Genomic DNA, 20,433 nt, shown 5'->3' on the forward strand with positions numbered 1-20,433 from the left:
GAACACCCCAACGATTTGCAAAGCGGAAGCTTCGCGGCACTTTTCTGACTACCGCACTAAGCGGCCGGTCGTATTTCCTTGCAACACGTGCTCCACTTCGGCCACCGTCACCAAGTTCACGTCGCCGTGAATCGTGTGTTTGAGGGCCGAAGCCACCACGGCGAAGTGCAGCGCCTCCTGCGGCGTAGCGTAGGTTAACGTGCCATAAATAAAGCCCCCCAGAAACGCGTCGCCACCACCAATGCGGTCGACCACGGGCGTGATATCGTAGTAGGGCGTTTCAGAATAAGCGCCGTCAAACAGCTGACCTTTAATGCGCTCGTGAGAGGCACTCTGGGTTTTGCGACGCGTACTGATTACTTGTTTAATTTGCGGAAACCGAGTCATCAGCTGCTCGCTGATGGAAGCAAACTTATTCTCGGCGCCCGCCTCAGGTCGAATACCGAACAAGTCGTCGGCGTCATTCTCGGAGCATACCACCACGTCGCAGCCAGCTACGAGGTCCGGCATTACATCCTGAGCGCGCTGCCCGTACTGCCACAGATTGCGGCGGTAGTTCACATCAGCCGATACGGTAAGGCCCATACGGCGAGCCGCTTGAATACCTTCACCGATGGCCTGAGCCGCCGCGGCCGAAATGGCGGGCGTAATACCCGTCCAGTGCAGCCATTGGGCATTTTTCAGAATATCATCCCAATCGAAAGCGGCCGGATCAAGGTTGGCGAAGGATGAATCGGCGCGGTCGTAGACGACTTTGCTGGCTCGCATGGAGGCACCTACTTCCAGGAAATAAAGCCCCAGCCGCTTGCCGCTGTACACCGTATGGCTCATGTCCATGCCCAGGCGCTGGAAGCTTTGGGTGGCAGCTTGGCCTAGCTCGTTGGCCGGAAAGCAGGTGACGTGCGCCGCCGGTATGCCCAGCCCAGCCAGGGCCGCGCCCACGTTAGCCTCGCCCCCACCATACGTCGCCTCGAAGCTAGCCGCTTGCGTAAACCGGTAGTTCAGAGGCGGCGAAAGCCGCAACATAATCTCGCCAAAGGTGACAACCTGTTTCATCGGGAAGGTAGGAATGCTGAAAAAAGCGAAGCTGATTTGCTGATAATTTTAAGCCCACCCTGCTTCTCCTCATTTCGTGGTACAAGCAAGATGGGCAATGAATGCGGCTATACCTTCATGTACTCACCTGAGGCAGCAGTTGGTGCCGCCTGAGCTACCGCGTCAAAGCCGAAATATTGCTTGGCGTTGTAGTAGCAGATGTTCTCTACAATGCCCCCCAGCAGCTCCATATCGTCGGGCAGCTCGCCGTTTTCCACGTCGTTGCCCAACAGGTTGCAGAGCACGCGGCGGAAATACTCATGGCGTGGGTAAGAAAGGAAGCTACGCGAATCGGTGAGCATGCCCACAAACTTGCTGATTAAGCCCATGTTCGACAGGGCGTTAATCTGCTTCTCCATGCCGTCTTTTTGATCCAAAAACCACCAGCTCGAGCCCCACTGCACTTTGCCGGCCACCGTGCCATCCTGAAAGTTACCAATCATGGTCGCCATCAGCTCGTTGTCGGCGGGGTTGAGGTTGTAGAGGATGGTCTTGGCCAGTTGATCTGATGAATCGAGGCGGTCGAGGAAGGTAGATAGGGCGCGGCCCTGCGGGAAGTCACCAATAGAATCCCAGCCCGTATCGGGGCCGAGTTGGCGCAGCATCCGCGCGTTGTTGTTGCGCAGGGCGCCCACGTGAAACTGTTGCGTCCAGCCGCGAGCGTGGTCCATGCGGGCCAGTTCCAGCAGTAGCTCCGATTTCAGCGCCTCGGTATCTTCCTGATTTAATTTTTGCCCCCCACGCACTTGCGCAAAGGCATTAGCGACTTGCTCCGCGGAATAGTCAGAAGCGTACAGACGCTCCAAGCCGTGGTCGGAAAGGCGGCAGCCCTGAGCGTGGAAGAAATCGTGGCGACGACGCAGCGCTTCCAGCAGGTCATCATAAGTAGCAATGGTAACGTCAGCTGCTGTCCCCAGCTTATCTAGGTAGCTATTGTAAGCCGTTACATTTTCCGGCGACATGGCTTTATCGGGCCGGAAAGTAGGCAAGATTTGTACTCCAAATGGCTGGGCCGCAATAGCCTGATGATACTCCAGCGAATCGGCCGGATCATCCGTCGTACACACCACTTTCACCTGCATTTTAAGCAGCAAGTTCTTTACCGAATATTCTGGCGTGCGCAGCTTCTCGTTGCAGGCGTCGTAGATGCGGCGGGCGCTGTCCTTGTTCAGCACTTCCGTGATGCCAAAGTAGCGCTGCAACTCCAGGTGCGTCCAGTGATACAGCGGATTGCGCACGGTCTGTGGTACGGTTTCGGCCCACTTCTCAAACTTCTCCCAATCTGACGCATCACCCGTCACGTAGCGCTCATTTACCCCATTGGTGCGCATGGCGCGCCACTTGTAATGGTCGCCGTACAGCCAGATTTGGGTGATGTTTTCGAACTGCCGATCCTCCGCAATCTGGTCGGGGGGCAAATGGCAATGGTAATCGATAATGGGCATCTGCTTCGCAAACTCATGGTAGAGTTGCTGGGCCGTTTCCGTTTGCAGCAGGAAATCGTCGTTGAGAAAGGGCTTTTTCATGGTTGGTACCTGTGAAGTAGCGTGCAAATTTTGATTAGTGAACGTAGCTCCCCTCCTCAGATGAGGAGGGGATGCCGTGCCGAAGGCGCGGCTGGGGTGGTTGAGGTCGTTATTTAGTTGAACGATGCGTGTGGGGGGCTTTTTTCAATCCTTTTTAAACAACTAAACAACATCAGCAACGAGGTCAACCACCCCAGCGGCGCCGTTGGCGCCGCGTCCCCTCCTCAGATGAGGAGGGGATTTGGTCGTTCTTATTTATTAGAGCGAAACGCCGCGTTTCCACGGAATAAAATCAGTTTGTCCGTGGCGCACGGCAGCAACTTCTTCCCCGCTAGCCACCCGAACCACATAATCCAGAATGCGCTCGGCAGCCTGCTCGATAGTTTCCTCGCCGTCGATGACGGTGCCGGTGTTCACGTCAATGATATCGGGCATGCGCTTGGCCAGCGCCGTGTTGGTCGCAATCTTCACAACCGGGGCAATCGGGTTGCCGGTAGGCGTACCCAAGCCAGTCGTAAACAGCACCACATTGGCACCCGAGCCTACCTCAGCCGTGGTCGATTCCACGTCGTTACCGGGCGTGCAAAGTAGGTTCAATCCAGGCTTGGTCACTGGTTCTGGGTAGTCGAGCACCGCCACTACTGGCGAGCTGCCACCCTTGCGCGCTGCACCCGCCGACTTCATGGCATCGGTAATCAACCCATCCCGAATGTTGCCGGGCGAAGGATTCATGTCAAAGCCCGAGCCCACAGCAATGGCAGTGTCGCCGTACGCTTTCATCAGCTGGCTAAAGCGCTCAGCCGTAGCGTTATCCACCGACCGATTCACCAATTCCTGCTCGACGCCGCACAGCTCCGGAAACTCCGCTAGAATAACCGAGCCACCCAGCGCCACCACCATATCCGACACGTATCCGACGGCTGGATTCGCCGAAATACCCGAGAATCCATCGGAGCCGCCACATTCCAAACCGATGTTTAGCTTGCTCAACGGCGCGGGCTGGCGCCGCATCTGATTGGCCTGCATCAAGCCCGCAAACGTCTGCCGCAAAGCCATGCTAATCATTGCTTCTTCCGTCCCAATTTTCTGCTGCTCCAGAATGAACAGCGGCTTATCGAAGTTGGGACTGCGCTTGTTAATTTCGTCTTGCAGCATGGTTACCTGCGCGTTCTGGCAACCCAGACTCAGCACCGTAGCACCGGCCACATTCGGATGCGTGATATAGCCGGCCAGCAGGCCGCAAAGCGTCTGCGCATCTTGGCGAATACCGCCGCAGCCGCCCTCGTGGCTCAGAAACCGGATACCATCCACGTTTGGGAACAGTCGGTTTGGGCCTTGGGGGGCATTTTCGTCGCTATGCAGGTCAGTTTGCAGAATTTCCTCCACTGACTTCCCCGCCTGCATCAACGAAATCAGCGCCTGCGTTTGGGGCTGATAGCTCTTGCGCCGGGCATAGCCCAGGTCATTTACCAATGCTTCTTCTAACACCTGCACGTTGCGGTTCTCGCAGAAAACCAGCGGAATAACCAGCCAGTAATTGGCCGTACCCACGCGTCCATCGCTACGATGGTAGCCCATGAAGGTGCGGTCTTGCCAACGAATTACGTCAGGGGCCGTCCAGGGGGCTTTTTCGTGTTGATGTTCGTCGTAGCTGTCGGTGGCGTGCTGAATATTGCTAGTCGTGAGCAAGCCCCCGGCCGGTATCGACTGACGGACTTTACCTACCAACACTCCGTACATGGTTATTAAATCGCCGGGCTCGAAGTCGCGGGTAGCCAGCTTGTGCTTGGCCGGGATTCGAGCCGTCGTGGTTATGGTCGTTCCATCCCACGGTACGGGCGTGCCTTCTGGCAAATCAACCAGGGCTACCAATACGTTATCATCGGGATGAATTCGGGCTACCTGATGCTTCATTTGACTAAGGTGGCTTTTTTATTTAAATGCTTTGCTACCGTGGCAGAAACGCCCGTTTCCAGCATTTGCTGAAGATTGTCGCTTACGCGCTTGGCAAAGCCTGGTAACTGGCTGAGGTCGTGGCCCCAAAGCGTTTGATTTTGTAGAACAATGTTTGTCAACTCGGACGCAGATAAGTTGCGGCTCCACAACTCGGCAAAGTAGCCGGCCTGATCATCGTTGATGGGATACTCCGTGCCGTTGGCCGTGCCGTACCACGTTTTACCTTCCTGACGAGTGCCGCGCATAAATAGCAGATAGGCCGCAAACCCAAGCGCCACATAGTGCGGGGCCGTGTTGAACCGCTTGTAATAATGCAGCAAAGTGGGCACGTTGCGCATCTGCATTTTCATGGTGTACTGCATGGTAATAGCCAGCCACCGGTGCTCGATGTAGGGGTTCCGAAAGCGGTCCAGCACTTGCAAACCAAAGCGCTGACCTACTTTCTCGTCCACGGCATACGGGATGCCCGGCAGCAAATCTCCTAACATCAGATTGTGCACAAAAGTGGCGACAGAATCATTCTCCATAGCCCCCCGCACCGTCTCGCAGCTACTCAGATAAGCCAGGCCGCAGCTTAGCGTGTGCGTACCATTGAGCAAGCGCAGCTTCAGCTCCCGAAACAGATTGATATCGGGCCGAATAAATATGCCCTTATCCGCTTGGTGGAAAGACAGAATTTCCTTCACCCGCTCGTCGCCCTCAATGGCCCACAGCAGGTATGCTTCTGTCATGGTCAAGAGCTCATCTTCGTAGCCAAGCTGCGTAGTCAGCGCCTGTTGAGTAGCGGCGTCGGGCTTGCCGGGCACAATTCGGTCGACCAGGGAATTACAGCAGGTGTTGGCCGTTTCCAGCCACTCAATAAACTCCGGTTCGAGGCCATTCCGATGAGCCAATTCCAAAAGAATCGCCTCTAGCTTACTGCCATTGTCCGGAATTAATTCCGTGGGCACAATGATTAGACCTTTAGATACATCACCATCAAAGGCCTGAAAACGAGCGTACAGCACGGCTAGCAGCTTGCCCGGAAACGAGTGTGGCGGCTCCTGCTGAATATTATCAGCCGAAAGCTGAATCCCTACTTCTGTCGTGTTGGAAATGACAACCTGTAAGTCGGGGCTAGCCGCAAAGTCAAGCACTTCCGCCCACTGGCTTTTCGCCGACAGCACTCGGCTGATGGACGCACACAGCACATTTTCCTCTACGGTCTGGCCATCTTCCACACCCCGAATACCGACGGTGTAGAGGTTATCCTGACGCTCGAAAGCGGTCAGGTCACCACCATCAGTTGATTTTACAACCACAATACGGCCATTAAAAACACCTTGGCGGTTAGCTTTGTCAATCAGATAATCGGGCAGGCCCCGTAGCAAGACGCCGGTGCCGAATTGCAGCACTTTTTCGGGCAATTCCAGCAGAGCAGCAGTGGGTCGGAGCACGGGTGCCTCAGTGTCTGTCAAGGCTACAGCGCGAGATAAATTTTTCATAATCTAGTACTTATAGTTTCGCACCGGTGGTATTGGCCCACTTCTGTTGCCACTTGGGGTATTCTTTCGCTAGCAGCTTAGCCGGCCACGTACCCGCATAGGCATAGCCTGCACGCCGCTCATTTTCGATTTCAGCTAGGGTGGCTTTTTTCACCCCGTCGCGGCCCACGTAAATGGGCTTGTTGGTCTCCAAATCATAAAAGCGGGCCCAGATAACCGAGCCAGGCTCCGGCACAATCACGCGGTCTTTGCCGGTGGGCTCCTTCGGCGCATCAATAAGCTTCACTGCGTAGCCCGGAATCTTTACCATATCCAGCCAAGCCACAGCCGCCTCAATAGACTTTTTAATCTCGGGCGAAGGCTTATCCACGTCCATCAAGAATTCCACTATTTCCACGGTTTCCATACCGCTCAGCGAGGCTAGTTCGAAGGCCCGGGCTTTCACTGGCTGAAAGGTTTTCTCATCGTGCTGGGCACACCAAGCCGTGAGCTTGCCATTCTGTACATACTGCGTTTTCAGGATGCAGTCGATGCCCCGCGCCACGGCAGCTTGAGCCTGCGGTATCAAGGCTGAATTCACGATGGCAAAGTTGCCTTTCTGCTGTGCTACATCCCGAAGTAACACCATCACCCGCATCATGGCGTTGTCGTTGTAGGTGATGTAGTGCCGGTAGCCACTGTTGTCGGGGTAGTACTGCGGAAATCCCCCGTTGGGATACTGCATTTTCAGCAGATACTGAATGCCCTTATGAGCCGCACTCCGGTAAGCTTGGTTATTGGTTTGCTTGAATGCCTCCATCAGATACTTAATCTCCCGGGTGGTGGCATCATTGTCAATGGTGGCGTCATTGCGACTTGAATCGTCGAGTGTAGCAGCTTTTTTAGCGGTGCTCAACGGCTTGGTGTAGTCCACTTTAACATCACCAACAGCTTTGGGCCAGCCGCCTACACTACGCTGATACACCAGCATTTTCTCAGCGATGGTATCAACGCTAACTGGCGCGGCAGATGCTTTGATGATAGGCGATTTGGGGTCGGGGTTCCAGCGGCCGCCGAAAGTCCAGTTGGCCGTAATCGCACGCACCTGGGGGGCATTTTCGGCGGTGTTTAGGTTGTCGCGGTGCCACGCGTAGTCGCCGCCTTCGCGGTGGCAATTGGCATAGTACACGCGCCGCCCCCAGTTAGGCGTACCCGGCCCAGAAGGCGAATGGTAAATGTCGGCATCGGCCATGTTCTTGGGAAACTTGCAGTCGATCAGATAGAACTGCGACTCGCGGTGGTAACGCCCCAATTTGAAGTTGTCGTCGCCCTCAAAAGTGCAGTTCTTCAGTACCGTTTTGGAGTCACGATTACCTGAGCCATCATGCCAAATTGCGGCCGACATATTGTGGCAGATAAAGCGGCTGTTTTCGATGTAAGCCCAGCCGCGGGGGCAGTAGAAATCGACCCCACCTTCCATGGTGCAGTTCTGAAAATAGAACATGCCACCTTCGGTATCCCAAGGGCTAACCGTGTCGCCACCCAAGGCGCGAAAAGTGCATTGCCGAACCGCAATCCGCGTAGCGCCCCCGAAGGTGCGCATGGCCATCTGGTGACCATCTTTTTGCACCACTTTCTTGCCCGTTGGGTCAGCGGGGCAGTCAATGGTAGTCTCGCCTTTGGCATCAAAGCCGTAGCTGTTGATGAAGGTTAAATTTTCGAGCGTGATGTCAGGTGAGTTACGCATATTCAGCGTCGCTACGCCCCAGTCATCGGCGCCTTTTACGGGGTCGCAGCGCCAGGCATCGCGGGCCTGCGAAATGGTAATAATGGCCCCCTTTTCGCTCTGACCTTTGAGCGTGATATTGCTCTTGCCGTCGATGAAAAGCTTCTCGCGGTAAGTGCCGTTTTTGATCAGAATTACCCGTGGCTTAGCCGCTTCATTCGGCAGGCTATTGATAGCTTCCTGAATAGTGCGAAACTGCCCCGAGCCATTTTGAGCTACCACAATTCGCTGGGCCTGAGCGGGGGCAAAAAGCCCCCCAACAGCAGTAGCAGCAGAAGTGATTTGAGTAGTTGTTTCATATGCATCGTATAGGTGCCTTCGGGGCATTACACAAAATCCTCCCGCATGGGGCTGAAGGCATCCACCAATTTTCCCGCTTCTTCGCACACCACGCCGTGCCACACATTGGAAGGCGCATAGAAAGCGTCGCCGGCTTTTAGTATGCGTTCCTCCTCTCCTACCGTGCACCGAAATACGCCGCTTTCCACGTAGCTCATCTGCGTGTGCACGTGGTGATGCAGGGCACCCACGGCGCCCGCCTCGAAGCTCACGCGTACCAACATCAAGCTAGGCTCGTGGGTAAGAATCTGCCGACTCACCCCCTCTCCGACCGTCTCCCAGGGAAGACGATCGGATTCGAAGAAGGTGTCTGACGTGGATGTAGTTGCCATCAGCAGAATACTAGTAGCCGAAGTTCTGCACGAGCGCCGGGTCGGAAGCGATAGTGCTTTGCGGAATCGGAAGTAGCTCCTTGCCTTTGCCGGGCACGTACTCAGCAGCTAAGCCAGCACCTGTGCTAGTGGCGCGAGTAGTAGCATTCTGAATGTAAACCGTACCTACTGGTTTGGTATTGGCTACATATTGGGCATCGACACTCAGGCGCCAGTTGATACGCACGGTGCCCGCGGGGGCAGCGTTATTAGCTGGCGAAGGCCGATAGAAAGAGCGGGTCCACTGCAAGGCGCTGGCCGACGGTGTACGGAAGTACATGTACTGCGGCACGTTTTGGTAAGGCGCCTCGCCCTTCGACAGCTTCTCAATATTGGCTTTTACCTCGGCTATTTTCTGTTCAAATAGATTCCAGCGCAGCAGGTCAAACTTGCGGATGCCTTCGCCCCCAAATTCCAGATAACGCTCATTCACCAATGCATTAAAGAAATTCTGCTTGCTAGTTAAGCTGAAGCCACCCTGGGTAAGCGTAGTAGTAGCCCGCGTCCGATTGCCTCCGAAAGCACGAGTACGCACTTCCAGCAGTGCGTTCTGAGCGGCGGCGGTTGGGCCGTTCAACTCATTTTCAGCTTCCGCAAACATCAACAGCACGTCGGCAAAGCGGATCAAAGGCCAGTTGTAATCCAAGTAGTTACCGGTGCCAGGCACGGGTGGAATGTGCCAATCCCGGCGGAATTTACCGTCGTAAACCGTGTTTAAGGCCACGCCCGTCTGGAAGTTAGTCGAGGGAATGGTATAGGGCGCGATGGTAACGTTGAGGCGCGTATCAGTGGAATCGAAGGCGTAGTAGTAGGTGGGCGCGATGTTTACGCCGGCCTGCGAAGAGCCATAAATGGGTGAGGCATTCATGCGGGGGCCATTATAGTAGCCCACTTTACTGCCCGAACCTGCCGTGGCCGTGGCCATGCCTACCTCAAATATGATTTCGTTGTTGGGCGAAGGCTTCTTCTCATTGATGCTTTTGAATAGCTGCAGGAAGTCAGGCGAGAGGTTATGCTCCCCACGGTTTGCCATCAGCTCAGCACATTCCTGGCGGGCAATAGCGTAGTACTCCAGGTAGTCGGTGGGGCGCACCATTGCATTGCCTTTCAGCGAGTAGCCGCCCCGATACAGGGCCAGGCGCGCCCGCAACGCTTTCACGGCACCTTTGGTAATACGCTCATTGGCGGCGCCCGCCTTCGAGCGCCACGGCACCAGCTTGGCAGCAACCCCCAAGTCCTCGATCATCTTGGTGAGCGTCACATTGCGGTCAGCGTTGGGCAGGTTGAAATCCTGACCTGATTTAGCTGGTGTAAGCTGAGCCGGTACATCGCCCCAGTTGCGAATCAGCTCAAAGAAATATTGGGCGCGCAGAGTTAATGCTTCACCATGTAAGCGGTGCAGCTCGGCCGTATCGGCGGGTGTGCCGGTAGTATACAGCGCCATTAACGGAATCTGCTCGATGCAAATGTTCGTGCGCTCAACGCCTTGGTATAACTGGTTCCAGGGGTTCGTGATTTCGGTATTAGCAGGCAGCGCAGCGTAGCGGGCAATACTGCGCCGACCACCATCGACGGGTCCTATAGACCCGATCATCTCGTCGGAATCAAAGGGATAATACATGCTAATACGAGTACCATAACCATTATCGCCGGACAGCGGATCGTAGGCCCCAATAACGGCGGCAGTAGCGCCGGCCACGGTGCTAAAGGTGTAGCTAGTGGTATTCAAACCTACCGGATCAACCTCCAGGTAGTCTTTACAGGAAGATATCGTTCCAGCGGTGCCGGCTAAGGCGACAGCAGCTAGCGCAGCTCGAAAAGAAATAAAGGATTTCATGAGTTGAAGAGATTGCTAGATTAGAGGGAAACGTTCACACCAAAAAGTAAAGCACGGCTGCGGGGATAAGCAGCGTAATCAACGCCCGGCGTGAGGGGCGTAGCACGGCGGGTGCTCACCTCAGGGTCGTAGCCCGAGTACTTGGTGAACGTGTAGATGTTGTTGGCCGTCACGTAGAAGCGCAGCGTCGAGAGCTTGGCGCGGCTGATCAGAGCCTTGGGCAATGAGTAACCCAGAGTCAGGTTGTTCACCCGCAGGAAAGAGCCATCTTCTACTGCCCATGAGTGCAGGAAGTAAGCCTGCGTAGGCGTCCAGATGTCGGCGTTTTGATTCACCTCACGCAGACGCTCTAATGTTGTGATGGGGCTGCCGTTTTCCTCAATAGTGCGGTAGCGGTTGCCCATGATGTCGAGCACGTTGTTAAAGGTAGTGTTAGCCGTGTTGGTCGTGAACTCGATTTTGTTCGCGTTGTAGACATCGTTACCAACCACGAAGTTCAGGAAGATGCTGGCGTCGAAGTTCTTGTAGGTAAACTGCTGATTCAGACCGCCCACTGCTTTCGGGTTCGCGTTTCCAATTACCGTCTGGTCCTGGTTATTAATGATGCCGTCGTTATTGAGGTCACGCAGCTTAATCAAACCTGGACGGAACTCATTCGCGCCAATGATACCGAGGTTATTTACCAAAGGCCGATCAGGATTAACCGTCCAGGTGCCCACGCCGCCGGGCGTAGTGGAAGGAACGTATCCGATGAAGTCATCGGCCGTTAGGTAGCCATCCGTTACGAAGCCGTACATCTGTCCTACTGGCTGTCCTTTGCGGGCCACGAAATCCTGATTGAGCGCAGTGCCAGCCCAGCCAGAGGCAATGCCTAGAATTTCGTTGGTGTTAGGGCCTAAATCCTCAATGCGGCCCCGGTTGAAGGAGGTGTTGGCGGTTGCCGTCCAGGTAAAGTTCTCGTTATTTACGATGTTACCAATGACCTGCAATTCCAGACCGCGGTTAGAGGTCGAGCCGATGTTCTGGAGCTGGGAGGTATAGCCCGTAAAAGCCGGAATCGGACGGTTAATCAGCAGGTCGCTGGTGGTGTTGTAGTACGCATCAGCCGTGAATTGAATACGGTTGTCGAGCAATGACAAATCCAGACCTAAGTTGCGCGAAGTGGTTTTTTCCCACTGCAAATCTGGGTTTGGCAAACTGACCGGAGCCGAGCCATTCACGATGTTGCCGTTGAGCGCGTAAGGGGCGCTACCAGCCCGGTACAACTGGTCGGTCAGGAAGTCGGCGATGCGGTTGTTGCCGGCTTGGCCGTAGCTTAAGCGCAGCTTCAAATCGGATACGGCTGGAACTCCTTTAAAGAACTCTTCCTGCGAAATCCGCCACGCAACGGAAGCACCAGGGAAGAAGCCGAAGCGGTTGCTATCCTTAAATTTTGAAGAGCCGTCGGCCCGGAAAGTACCGGTAAACAGGTACTTGTCATTGTATGAATACGTCAGGCGACCAAAGCCAGACAGCAAGCGGTAGTCCTGCGGGATGCTGGTTTGGGGCAGCACAGGCTGCGAAGTCTGGCCAGCGGGCAATACGCCTTGGTTGATGTTGGCCAATGCCCGCTCCGCCGTGATTTCTAGCGGCAGGAAGTTGGTTTGAATAAACTGCTGGGTGTTGCGCTGCTGATAGATCTCCTGACCTACCAGGATACCAACAGAGTGCTGGTCCTTCTTGAAGGAATAGTCCAGTACGTTGGAGTTGTTGATCGTGGTCTGGTTGGTAGTCGTGATAGTGGCGAAAGGCAGGTTCAAATAGCCCCCCGCTGCCTGCCGAATGGTAGGCGAATAGCGGCCATTGAAGGTGCTTAGGTCAAAGTTGGTGATGTCGAAACCAGCCGTCGAGCGGAACACCAAGCCTTTAGCTAGTTCAAGCGCAATATTGCCCCCCACGTTGAAGGTGCGGCGCTTATCGAGGCGGTATTCGTTGTCGATGGTCAGGATGGGGTTTACCAGCGAAGAAGTCTCGAAGAACTCCGGGTCGAAGGCACTTACATCTATCACAGTGCCGTCAGCTCTGGGAATAATCAGGGGCTGATACTGCACCGTATTGCGCAGGCGTGAGGTAACGGAGGAACCGGAGGTAGAGGTGCCGGCGCCGTTGGCTTCCTGATCGTTGAAGCGCACGTTCAGGCCGACGGTGAGCTTGTCAGTCGCTTTAGTGTCGAAGCGGAAGTTGATCAGGCTGCGCTCGTAGTCGGAGCCGCGCTGGATACCGTCTTCCGTATTGCGGGTCAGGCTCAGAGAGTAGGTGGTGCCTTTCACGCCGCCAGCTACTGATACGTTGTGGGTTTGCTGGAATGCATTCTTGCCGAACACATCGTCCTGCCAATCTACAAAGGGAGAATTACGGGCCCGCGTGATAGTGTCGCTCGCAAAGTCTCTAGAGCCAAACAGCGTTCTGAAGCTGTTTAGGCCAGCCGTACCGGCGTACCGGGACCGCTCATACTGATAGTTGAGGTAGTCATCGGGGCCGAGCACGCCCAGCGTGTTGGTGATTTTGCGAACCCCAGCGAAGCCGTTGTAGCTGATAACAGTTTTGCCTTCCAAGCCTTTTTTGGTGGTGATAATTACAACGCCGTTGGCACCGCGCGCGCCATAAATAGCCGTAGCAGATGCGTCCTTGAGTACGTCGACGGAGGCAATGTCCTGGGGGGCAATTACGCCGAGTGCATTCTCAATTTGGATACCATCGACCACGTAGAGCGGCGAGTTATCCTGCGTTACGGAGCCCCCACCGCGCACCCGAATCTGAACGTTTTGATTGCCGGGCGTACCTTCTGCGCTGGTCAGCTGCACACCAGCCAAGCGGCCCGTGAGTGCCTCAGCGGCCGAGTTTACCGGTACGTCCTTAATCTGCTGGGCGCCAACTGATGATACGGAGCCAGTTACATCGCGGCGGTTAACCTCTTGGTAACCAATTACTACTATGTCATTCAGCTGTTGCGCATCTTCTTTCAACGTCACGTTGATCTGGTCACGGTCGCCTACGGGGATTTCCTGCGATACGTAGCCGATCGAGCTGATATTTAGGGTCACCGGCTGGCCCGTAGGCACAGTGAGGCTGAAGCGGCCCTCGGGATCGGTAGAGGCGCCGTTGGTGGTGCCTTTCACGAGCACGGTTACGCCGGGCAGGGCCTCGGTTGCCGACCGCACCACGCCCGTAATGGTTCGTTGGGCCTGAGCAAAAGCCCCCGTCGCCGCACCCAGCAGCAGACAGAAGATGAATAGATATTTTTTCATGGTGGGGATGAGAAAAAAATGGTGGGTTTTAAGTCGCTTACCGTAACTCATAAATGCCCACGGCATCCATGTCGGTGTATTCTAAGTTTTCGCCGGCCATGCCCCAGATGAAGGCGTAGGCGCTGGTACCGCAGCCCGTGTGCACGGACCAGGGCGGCGAGATGATGGCTTGCTCGTTGCTCACCCACAGCGGCCGGGTCTGATGGGGTTCGCCCATTAGGTGCAGTACCCGCTGGTTGGGGGGCAAATTGAAGTACAGATAGGCTTCCATGCGCCGGTCGTGGGTGTGGGCCGGCATGGTGTTCCACACGTTGCCCGGCTTGAGTTGGGTAAGGCCCATTACCAGTTGACAGCTCTGAATGCCCTCGTTGTATATGTACTTGTAGATGGTGCGCTCATTGGCCGTTTCCATGGATCCCATTTCTACCGGCGTGGCCTCGGCCTGTGTGCGTCGTGTGGTCGGGTGGGTGGCGTGCGCCGGCGCGGAGAGTAAATAATAGCGAGCCTCTGCGCCGCTGAACGTAATGGTTTGCGCACCTTTCCCCACATATAAGCAATCTTGGTTGCCGAGCTCGTAGCTAGTGCCATCGACTGTGACTTGGCCCGCGTCACCCACGTTCAGAATGCCTAGCTCGCGGCGCTCCAGAAAGTAGTTGGCTTTGAGGTTTTCCGGGTTAGGCAGAGTCAAGGTTTGACCAGCTGGTACTGCGCCGCCCACAATCATGCGGTCGTAGTGGGAGTACACGAGTTCAATCTGACCGTCGACAAAAAGCTGTTCGATCAAAAACTGCTCGCGGAGCTGGTCAGTGGTCAGGGTGACGGTTTCGCGGGGGCTGCTGGCGTGGCGTTGCTGCATGGGAACGTATTGGGTTGTGCTGTAGGAAGTCGTAGGTGGAATTAGCGCCCCATCCAGCCGCCATCGACGGTGAGGATGGTGCCGTGCACGTAGCCTCCGGCCTCGGAAGCCAGAAATACAGTGGGCCCTTTAAAGTCCTCGGGCGTGCCCCAGCGGCCGGCCGGAATGCGGCCCAGGATGCTAGCGGAGCGGTCGGGGTCGTTGCGGAGCGCCTCGGTATTATCGGTGGCGATGTAGCCGGGGGCAATGGCGTTCACATTCACGCCTTTACCGGCCCACTCGTTGGCCAGGGCTTTTACCAAGGAGCCAATAGCGCCTTTGCTGGCCGCGTAGCCCGGCACGTTAATGCCCCCTTGGAAGGTGAGCAAGGACGCGGTGAAGATGATTTTGCCGCTGCCCTGCCGCAACATTTGCCCCCCAATAGCGCGAGCCAGACGGAATGGTGAGTCTAGGTTAATGGCCAGCACGTTATCCCAGTCGGCATCAGAGTGCTCGGCAGCGGGGGCGCGGCGGATGGTGCCCGCGTTATTGATCAGGATATCGATGCGGGGAAAGTCATGCTGCACCTGCTGGATAAAGGCATCGACTTGGGCGCGCTGGCTAAAGTCGGCCTGGTAGGCCGTGAACTGCCGACCTAGGGCCTGCACTTGCTGCTCCGTTTCGCTTCCGGTGGCTTCCAGGGAGGCAGACACGCCGATAATATCAGCGCCAGCTTCTGCCAGCCCTATCGCCATTGCCTGACCAATACCCCGGTTACAACCAGTTACCAAGGCCACTTTGCCAGCCAAGTTGAAGAGAGATGATGCACTCATGCAGGTGTTGTCTTTATAAACTTTTCAAAGAAATTCAGTGTACTTTTAAGACACTGATCGAATTATTCGCTCTGTTAATATCAACTCAAGTGATGGTTAACAGGAAGTATAAGCTGGTTTTTATTCGCGCAAACGTTATCGGGAACGTTGCCACAAAGCCGAATCTCCTCGGTCCCGACTAGGATTTGCGCTGAAAACAAGTGGATATTTCTGCTGTCAGCATGCAACAGGCCCTAGCGGCACGCTTATAGTTCTTGAACTTTAAGAAGCTTTGCCCCTATCTTCCCCTACTCCTCTCTCCCTACACTGCTACTTACTTGGAAACATTCACCATCAAGGATATTGCCCGCGAACTGAATATTTCAACCTCTACTGTTTCGCGTGCCTTGCGCGGCAGCTACGAAATCAACCCCGAGACCAAGCGGCTGGTGATGGAATGCGCCGAGCGTCTTAACTATCGCCCCAATCCGATAGCGCTGAGCTTAAAAGGGAGTGGCACCCGCGCTATTGGTGTCATTGTACCCCAGATTGCCAACTACTTTTTCTCCCAAGCCATCAACGGTATTGAGGCTATTGCCTACAACCGCGGCTACCACGTTATTATCTTCCAGAGCCACGAGTCTTACGACCGCGAAGTGGCGAATGTAGAGCAGGCTATGTCGCGGCGGGTTGATGGGCTGCTGCTGTCTTTATCCAGCGAAACGTCCAACGTTACCTATTTGCGTGAGCTGCACGCTAAAGGTGTTCCCATTGTCCTCTTCGACCGGGTTTCAGCCGAGTTGGATGTAACGCAGGTCGTGGCTGATAACTTCAAGGGGGCTTTTGCTGCCACCGAGCACCTTATTCAGTCGGGCCGGCGGCGCATCGCCCACCTCACCATTCAGCCTTGGTTGAGCATCACGCAGGAGCGCCTAGCTGGTTACCGCGCCGCCTTGGAAAAATACGGCTTGCCCTTCGATGAAAATCTAGTACGCTACGGCACTTTTGGCCCCAATGAAGTTGGACCGATGGTAGACGAGCTCATGGCCTTACCGGTTGCCCCCGATGCCTTTTTTACCGCCAGCGACCGACTAGCAGTGGGCTGCCTTACGGCCCTGCGCCAGCGCAACCTTACCATTCCCGATGATGTGTCGCTTATTGGCTTTACCAACTTGAACGTAGCCGAACTTCTGTCGCCCTCACTGAGCACGGTGGTGCAGCCGGCTCAGGAGATTGGGCAAGTTGCGGCCGAACGCCTCATCGATTTGATTGAGCGCAAGCATCGGGCGCAGCCCGTTGGCACCGTCCGCATTCCCACTGAGTTAATAGCGCGCGACTCCACGCGACTCCCAGACCACATCGCGGCCCGCCTAGCAACAGCATCACCCGATCAGAAGTCGAAGCCAAAGGATTTTGTACTGTCTATCTAATTAGGAAGTCAGGATAGAAAAAGCCCCCCACTGGGTGTTAAGCTGAAGCAAGCATTCGCTGGGGGCTTTTTTCTATTCAATCCGAAACCAATCCACATCGGCGGAGCCAGCGTCGTTGGTTTTGCTGGCCCGAGTGCAGAACAGGCCAACTTTGGCTCCAATCCAGCGGCCTTCACGGGCTTGAAACTCGGTACCGATAGGCTGAAACTGCTGCCCGTCGAGGCTGTAGCTGAACTGGCATTTGGCGCCCTCACGCACGGCTACACGCAGATAAATCGGCTTGTTGGCTGGCACTTCTACTGGTGTTGCAGTCGCTGTTTCCGGCGCAAGCTTGTCCGCGTTTTGGCACACCGTTGAAGCTAAGTATACGCGGCCATTTTGGTTGGTGAGACTTAAGTGAGCGTAGTCCATCCCCATCACAATCAAACCCGTTTTCTCGCCTTCAAAGCGTGGAATAAATGTAAGCTTTGTGGTAGCGGTAAACGCGGCGGCCGGCAGCTTCTGCAACAGCAGATTCGGCACCTGCCAGAAGTTCTTGAAATCAGTGGGCAAGGGCACAGAGTAGAGGCGCAGCAAGCTCTGGGGGGCATTTAGGAAGGCCCAGCCGAGCTGAGGATTAGCGTGCCACTGCCACTGTAAGCCCAACGTAGTACCATCAAACTCATCAGAAGTAGCCGGCGTCGCTAGCGGTTGAGTTTTTGCTTTGTGGGCGGGCTTGCGGTAAGTCAGTACGGGTTCGCCTTTGCCATCGCCATCAGGGTCGTTGCCGATTACGGGCCAGTCGTTTTTCCAAACCATTGGTTGCAAATGCACCACTCGGCCGTAAGGGCCTTGGTCCTGAAAGTGCATAAACCAATCTTCCTTGTCGCCGGGCGTCGTCACCCACGCACCTTGATGAGGCCCGTTGATGGGTGTGTTGCCCTGCGCCATCACAATGCGGTCTTCATAGGGACCGAATACATTCTTGGAACGCAGTACCACTTGCCAGCCCGTGGATACTCCCCCACCCGGCGCGAAAATATAGTAGTAGCCGTTGCGCTTGTAAAACTTCGGGCCTTCGATGGTTGGGTGCTTCTCGTGGCCATCAAAAATCAGCACTTCATCACCCAGCAGCTTCAACCCATCGGGCGACATGCGCGATATGGCTAGCACGCTTTTAAATCCGGCCCGCGAACCGGCAAAAGCGTGCACCAGATAGGCTTGTCCGTCCGCGTCCCAGAGCGGACAAGGATCAATCCAGCCTTTCGCTTCTTTGATGAGGATGGGCGTTTCCCAAGGGCCCGCCGGATTCTTCGCCCGCGTTACATAAATCCCATAGTCCGGGTCGGGGTAATAGATGTAAAATTGCCCCTTATGGTAGCGAATGGAAGGAGCCCAAACCCCATTGCCGTGCTGGGGCTTGCTGAATACATCCAGCGGTGACTGCTGGCTGAAAACCGTGCTGATAATCGTCCAGTTTACCAGGTCTTTCGAGTGCAGAATCTGCAAGCCGGGCGCCGCGTTAAAGCTCGAAGAAGTGAGGTAATAATCGGAGCCAACACGCACAACATCTGGGTCGGAATAATCGGCGTACAGCACTGGATTTTTGTAGGTGCCATTGCCCAAATCCGGCACCCATACTTTCGACAAAGTTGATGACTGCGCCACCCCCAGAACAGGTAGCAGCAACAAGTACAGAACGCTAAGTATTTTCATGAGAAGTAAAGCTAAATGGCTCAGCCTTACTTGCGAACGGTTTGCTGCAGGAGCCAGGTAGCCAGATCTTTACCAGCCTGAAAGTTCTCGTACGTAGCCGGAATTTTGCGGCCGTCCACATACTCGTTGTACAGCCACGGGTCGCCCAGCGCGAACACCGTTCCTTTACCCACTTTGGCCGTGGCCATAATCACGTGATTGCCGTTCTTGACCAGCGGCTGAGCAGGTGACTTTACTTCCAATGGCGCTAGCTCCTTTACGTACGCCGTCTTGGCCGTTTTGAACACCGTTTTGCCGCCGGTCAGGTCAACTTTTCCCTGCTCAAATTGGTCGCCCTTCACCATGTTGAGGCTGGTGTTAGCGAAGCGTAATCCGAAGGCCTGTGCCAGCTGATTAAAACGTGGAATTTCGCAGTTGGAAGTATCGTTGGCCAGCATCACCAATGTACCACCAGCCTTTACCCAGTCGCTGATAGCCTGCACGTGCGCGGCCTCCACAAAGTTCGGATTGGGAGTTTCCTTGCGTGTGTCCGGGTCTACGATAATGTACACGTCCAAACCCTTAAGCGAGGCGGCTGTTGGCGCCGTGGGCACAGACACTGTTTTGCCCCCCAGTTCCCGAAACTGATTGCCCCAGAACCAGAAGCCGCCGTGCGTGCGCTCTTCCCAGGTGTAATGAAATGGCTCCGGCTCGCCGGTAATCGGGCTCTTGCGCGACTCGTGGTTGAAGTAATAGTCTAGGCCTACTGTCTTGCCTTGGCCGAGCTTATTTTCAGCAGCAATTTCCATCTCCACACTGGCCAGAATAAATGGCCCAACACCTTTCAAATCGTTCTTGCGCAGCGGCTCGCTGAGGTAGTATTCAAAGCTACCATCGCGGTAAGGTTTGCCCCCCAGACCACCCACGCTTACTGTTCCATTGAAGGCTAGTGCGCCGTCGGCCTCATTGGCTACAAAGGTTTTCAATAGGCCCTGATAGCCTTTATCGGCCACTTTTTGATACGACTTATCGAGGTAGCCCATGCGTACGCCTTTGGCCAGCATGTACACAAACATGCTGCTGCCCGAGGCTTCGGCGTAGTTGCCTTTGCGTGAGCTTTGGTCTACTACCAATGACCAAGTGCCCGTTTTTTGGTCTTGATATTTAGCCAACACGGGCGCCAACCGCTGCACGTATTTCAGCAGGTTCGCGTACTCTTTGTGCTCCTTCGGAAAGTAGTCAAGCACATCAACCAAGGCCATTGCGTACCAGCCCATGCCCCGGTCCCAGAAGTTAGGCGACTGGCCCGTTTGCTTGTTGGCCCACTGCTGCTCCCGGCTTTCATCGTAGCCGTGGTAAAGCAGCCCAGTTTTCGGATCAACAAGGTTTTTCTCGATCAACGCAAACTGCTTTGCTACATCGTCGAAGTCCTGAGTTTGTTTGAAAACCTGGTTGTACTCCGCGTAAAATGGCTGAGCCATGTACAGGCCATCCAGCCACATTTGATTGGGGTAAATCTTCTTGTGCCAGAAGCCGCCGGCTTTGGTGCGGGGCTGTTCCGCAAGCTGCTTGCGGAGCAATTGAGCGGCTTTAACGTATTTCTGCTGCACCACCGAGCTACCCAACGACATCTGACTCATCAGCAAAAGCGCGTGGCCGGTTGTCAGGTTATCGAGGTTATAATCTTCGATTTTATAGGTGCGAATACTGCCATCGGGCTGCACAAACAGGTCGAGATCTTTCTGAATATAAGTGAAGTATTTGGGGTCGCCGGTACGCTGCCACACCCGCTCCAATGCCTTCAGCATCAGGCCCTGCTCATAATCCCACCGAGTCGTTTTCCGGCTGCCGATAACGATAGAATCGGGGTGCCATTTGATGAATGAATCAGCCATGCGCTGCGACATAGGCCGCGCGGCCGTCTGGGGGGCTTTTTGGGCCGTCGCAGCAACAAACGAGAATAGAAAACAGACAAGGAAGAGACTACGGAACATAGGCTTTGTGTGAGCTTAAGCAATGGGC

13 protein-coding genes are annotated in these 20,433 nt (G+C 55.1%); 1 reads left to right on the top strand and 12 read right to left on the bottom strand.

The annotated features are described in order from the left end of the window. Positions 1-48: 48 nt before the first annotated feature. The 10 genes from G7064_RS04195 to kduD form a co-directional block, all read right to left on the bottom strand. Complete coding sequence (locus G7064_RS04195) at positions 49-1,056, bottom strand: sugar kinase (protein WP_166072578.1); 1,008 nt, start codon at positions 1,054-1,056, stop codon at positions 49-51. Positions 1,057-1,163: 107 nt separating this feature from the next. Then, entirely contained in the window at positions 1,164-2,621 is a 1,458-nt protein-coding gene (gene uxaC / locus G7064_RS04200; protein ID WP_166072580.1) for a glucuronate isomerase, read from the bottom strand. Positions 2,622-2,879: 258 nt separating this feature from the next. Then, entirely contained in the window at positions 2,880-4,535 is a 1,656-nt protein-coding gene (locus G7064_RS04205; RefSeq protein ID WP_166072581.1) for a UxaA family hydrolase, read from the bottom strand. Further along, a complete protein-coding gene (locus G7064_RS04210; RefSeq protein WP_166072582.1) occupies positions 4,532-6,061 on the bottom strand; it encodes a tagaturonate reductase in 1,530 nt (509 codons plus the stop codon). Before G7064_RS04210 ends, G7064_RS04205 begins: the two co-directional genes overlap by 4 nt. 10 nt (positions 6,062-6,071) lie before the next feature. Then, on the bottom strand, positions 6,072-8,153 hold the full coding sequence (gene pelA, locus G7064_RS22210; protein WP_240935728.1) for a pectate lyase: 2,082 nt from the start codon (positions 8,151-8,153) through the stop codon (positions 6,072-6,074). After that, complete coding sequence (locus tag G7064_RS04225; protein ID WP_166072583.1) at positions 8,153-8,497, bottom strand: cupin domain-containing protein; 345 nt, start codon at positions 8,495-8,497, stop codon at positions 8,153-8,155. The genes pelA and G7064_RS04225 overlap by 1 nt, the downstream gene beginning before the upstream one ends. 10 nt (positions 8,498-8,507) lie before the next feature. Then, entirely contained in the window at positions 8,508-10,373 is a 1,866-nt protein-coding gene (locus tag G7064_RS04230; protein ID WP_166072584.1) for a RagB/SusD family nutrient uptake outer membrane protein, read from the bottom strand. A gap of 20 nt (positions 10,374-10,393) precedes the next feature. Beyond that, a complete protein-coding gene (locus G7064_RS04235; protein WP_166072585.1) occupies positions 10,394-13,660 on the bottom strand; it encodes a SusC/RagA family TonB-linked outer membrane protein in 3,267 nt (1,088 codons plus the stop codon). 37 nt (positions 13,661-13,697) lie between these two features. After that, positions 13,698-14,516, bottom strand: coding sequence for a 5-dehydro-4-deoxy-D-glucuronate isomerase (gene kduI, locus G7064_RS04240; RefSeq protein ID WP_166072586.1), 819 nt, complete (start codon positions 14,514-14,516; stop codon positions 13,698-13,700). Between the two features lie 41 nt (positions 14,517-14,557). Continuing rightward, positions 14,558-15,328, bottom strand: coding sequence for a 2-dehydro-3-deoxy-D-gluconate 5-dehydrogenase KduD (kduD, locus tag G7064_RS04245; RefSeq protein WP_166072587.1), 771 nt, complete (start codon positions 15,326-15,328; stop codon positions 14,558-14,560). A 317-nt stretch (positions 15,329-15,645) separates the two neighbouring features. Here kduD and G7064_RS04250 point away from each other — a divergent pair, with 317 nt between their 5' ends. Next, complete coding sequence (locus tag G7064_RS04250; protein ID WP_166072588.1) at positions 15,646-16,737, top strand: LacI family DNA-binding transcriptional regulator; 1,092 nt, start codon at positions 15,646-15,648, stop codon at positions 16,735-16,737. Between the two features lie 72 nt (positions 16,738-16,809). Here the strand turns inward: G7064_RS04250 and G7064_RS04255 are convergent, their stop codons facing one another. Both G7064_RS04255 and G7064_RS04260 read right to left on the bottom strand, forming a co-directional pair. After that, positions 16,810-18,432: a glycoside hydrolase 43 family protein gene (locus tag G7064_RS04255; RefSeq protein WP_166072589.1), complete on the bottom strand. Its 1,623-nt coding sequence runs from the start codon at positions 18,430-18,432 to the stop codon at positions 16,810-16,812. 26 nt (positions 18,433-18,458) lie between these two features. Then, positions 18,459-20,405, bottom strand: coding sequence for a glycoside hydrolase family 88 protein (locus G7064_RS04260; protein ID WP_410505532.1), 1,947 nt, complete (start codon positions 20,403-20,405; stop codon positions 18,459-18,461). Positions 20,406-20,433: the final 28 nt, after the last annotated feature.

This window comes from Hymenobacter sp. HDW8 (assembly GCF_011305775.1).
GTDB classification, from domain to species: Bacteria; Bacteroidota; Bacteroidia; order Cytophagales; family Hymenobacteraceae; genus Hymenobacter; species Hymenobacter radiodurans.

Excerpts from the sequence above, each read along its gene's own strand:
- G7064_RS04195 (WP_166072578.1), bottom strand. The coding sequence starts at position 1,056 with ATGAAACAGGTTGTCACCTTTGGCGAGATTATGTTGCGGCTTTCGCCG.
- uxaC (WP_166072580.1), bottom strand. The coding sequence starts at position 2,621 with ATGAAAAAGCCCTTTCTCAACGACGATTTCCTGCTGCAAACGGAAACG.
- G7064_RS04205 (WP_166072581.1), bottom strand. The coding sequence starts at position 4,535 with ATGAAGCATCAGGTAGCCCGAATTCATCCCGATGATAACGTATTGGTA.
- G7064_RS04210 (WP_166072582.1), bottom strand. The coding sequence starts at position 6,061 with ATGAAAAATTTATCTCGCGCTGTAGCCTTGACAGACACTGAGGCACCC.
- pelA (WP_240935728.1), bottom strand. The coding sequence starts at position 8,153 with ATGCCCCGAAGGCACCTATACGATGCATATGAAACAACTACTCAAATC.
- G7064_RS04225 (WP_166072583.1), bottom strand. The coding sequence starts at position 8,497 with ATGGCAACTACATCCACGTCAGACACCTTCTTCGAATCCGATCGTCTT.
- G7064_RS04230 (WP_166072584.1), bottom strand. The coding sequence starts at position 10,373 with ATGAAATCCTTTATTTCTTTTCGAGCTGCGCTAGCTGCTGTCGCCTTA.
- G7064_RS04235 (WP_166072585.1), bottom strand. The coding sequence starts at position 13,660 with ATGAAAAAATATCTATTCATCTTCTGTCTGCTGCTGGGTGCGGCGACG.
- kduI (WP_166072586.1), bottom strand. The coding sequence starts at position 14,516 with ATGCAGCAACGCCACGCCAGCAGCCCCCGCGAAACCGTCACCCTGACC.
- kduD (WP_166072587.1), bottom strand. The coding sequence starts at position 15,328 with ATGAGTGCATCATCTCTCTTCAACTTGGCTGGCAAAGTGGCCTTGGTA.
- G7064_RS04255 (WP_166072589.1), bottom strand. The coding sequence starts at position 18,432 with ATGAAAATACTTAGCGTTCTGTACTTGTTGCTGCTACCTGTTCTGGGG.
- G7064_RS04260 (WP_410505532.1), bottom strand. The coding sequence starts at position 20,405 with ATGTTCCGTAGTCTCTTCCTTGTCTGTTTTCTATTCTCGTTTGTTGCT.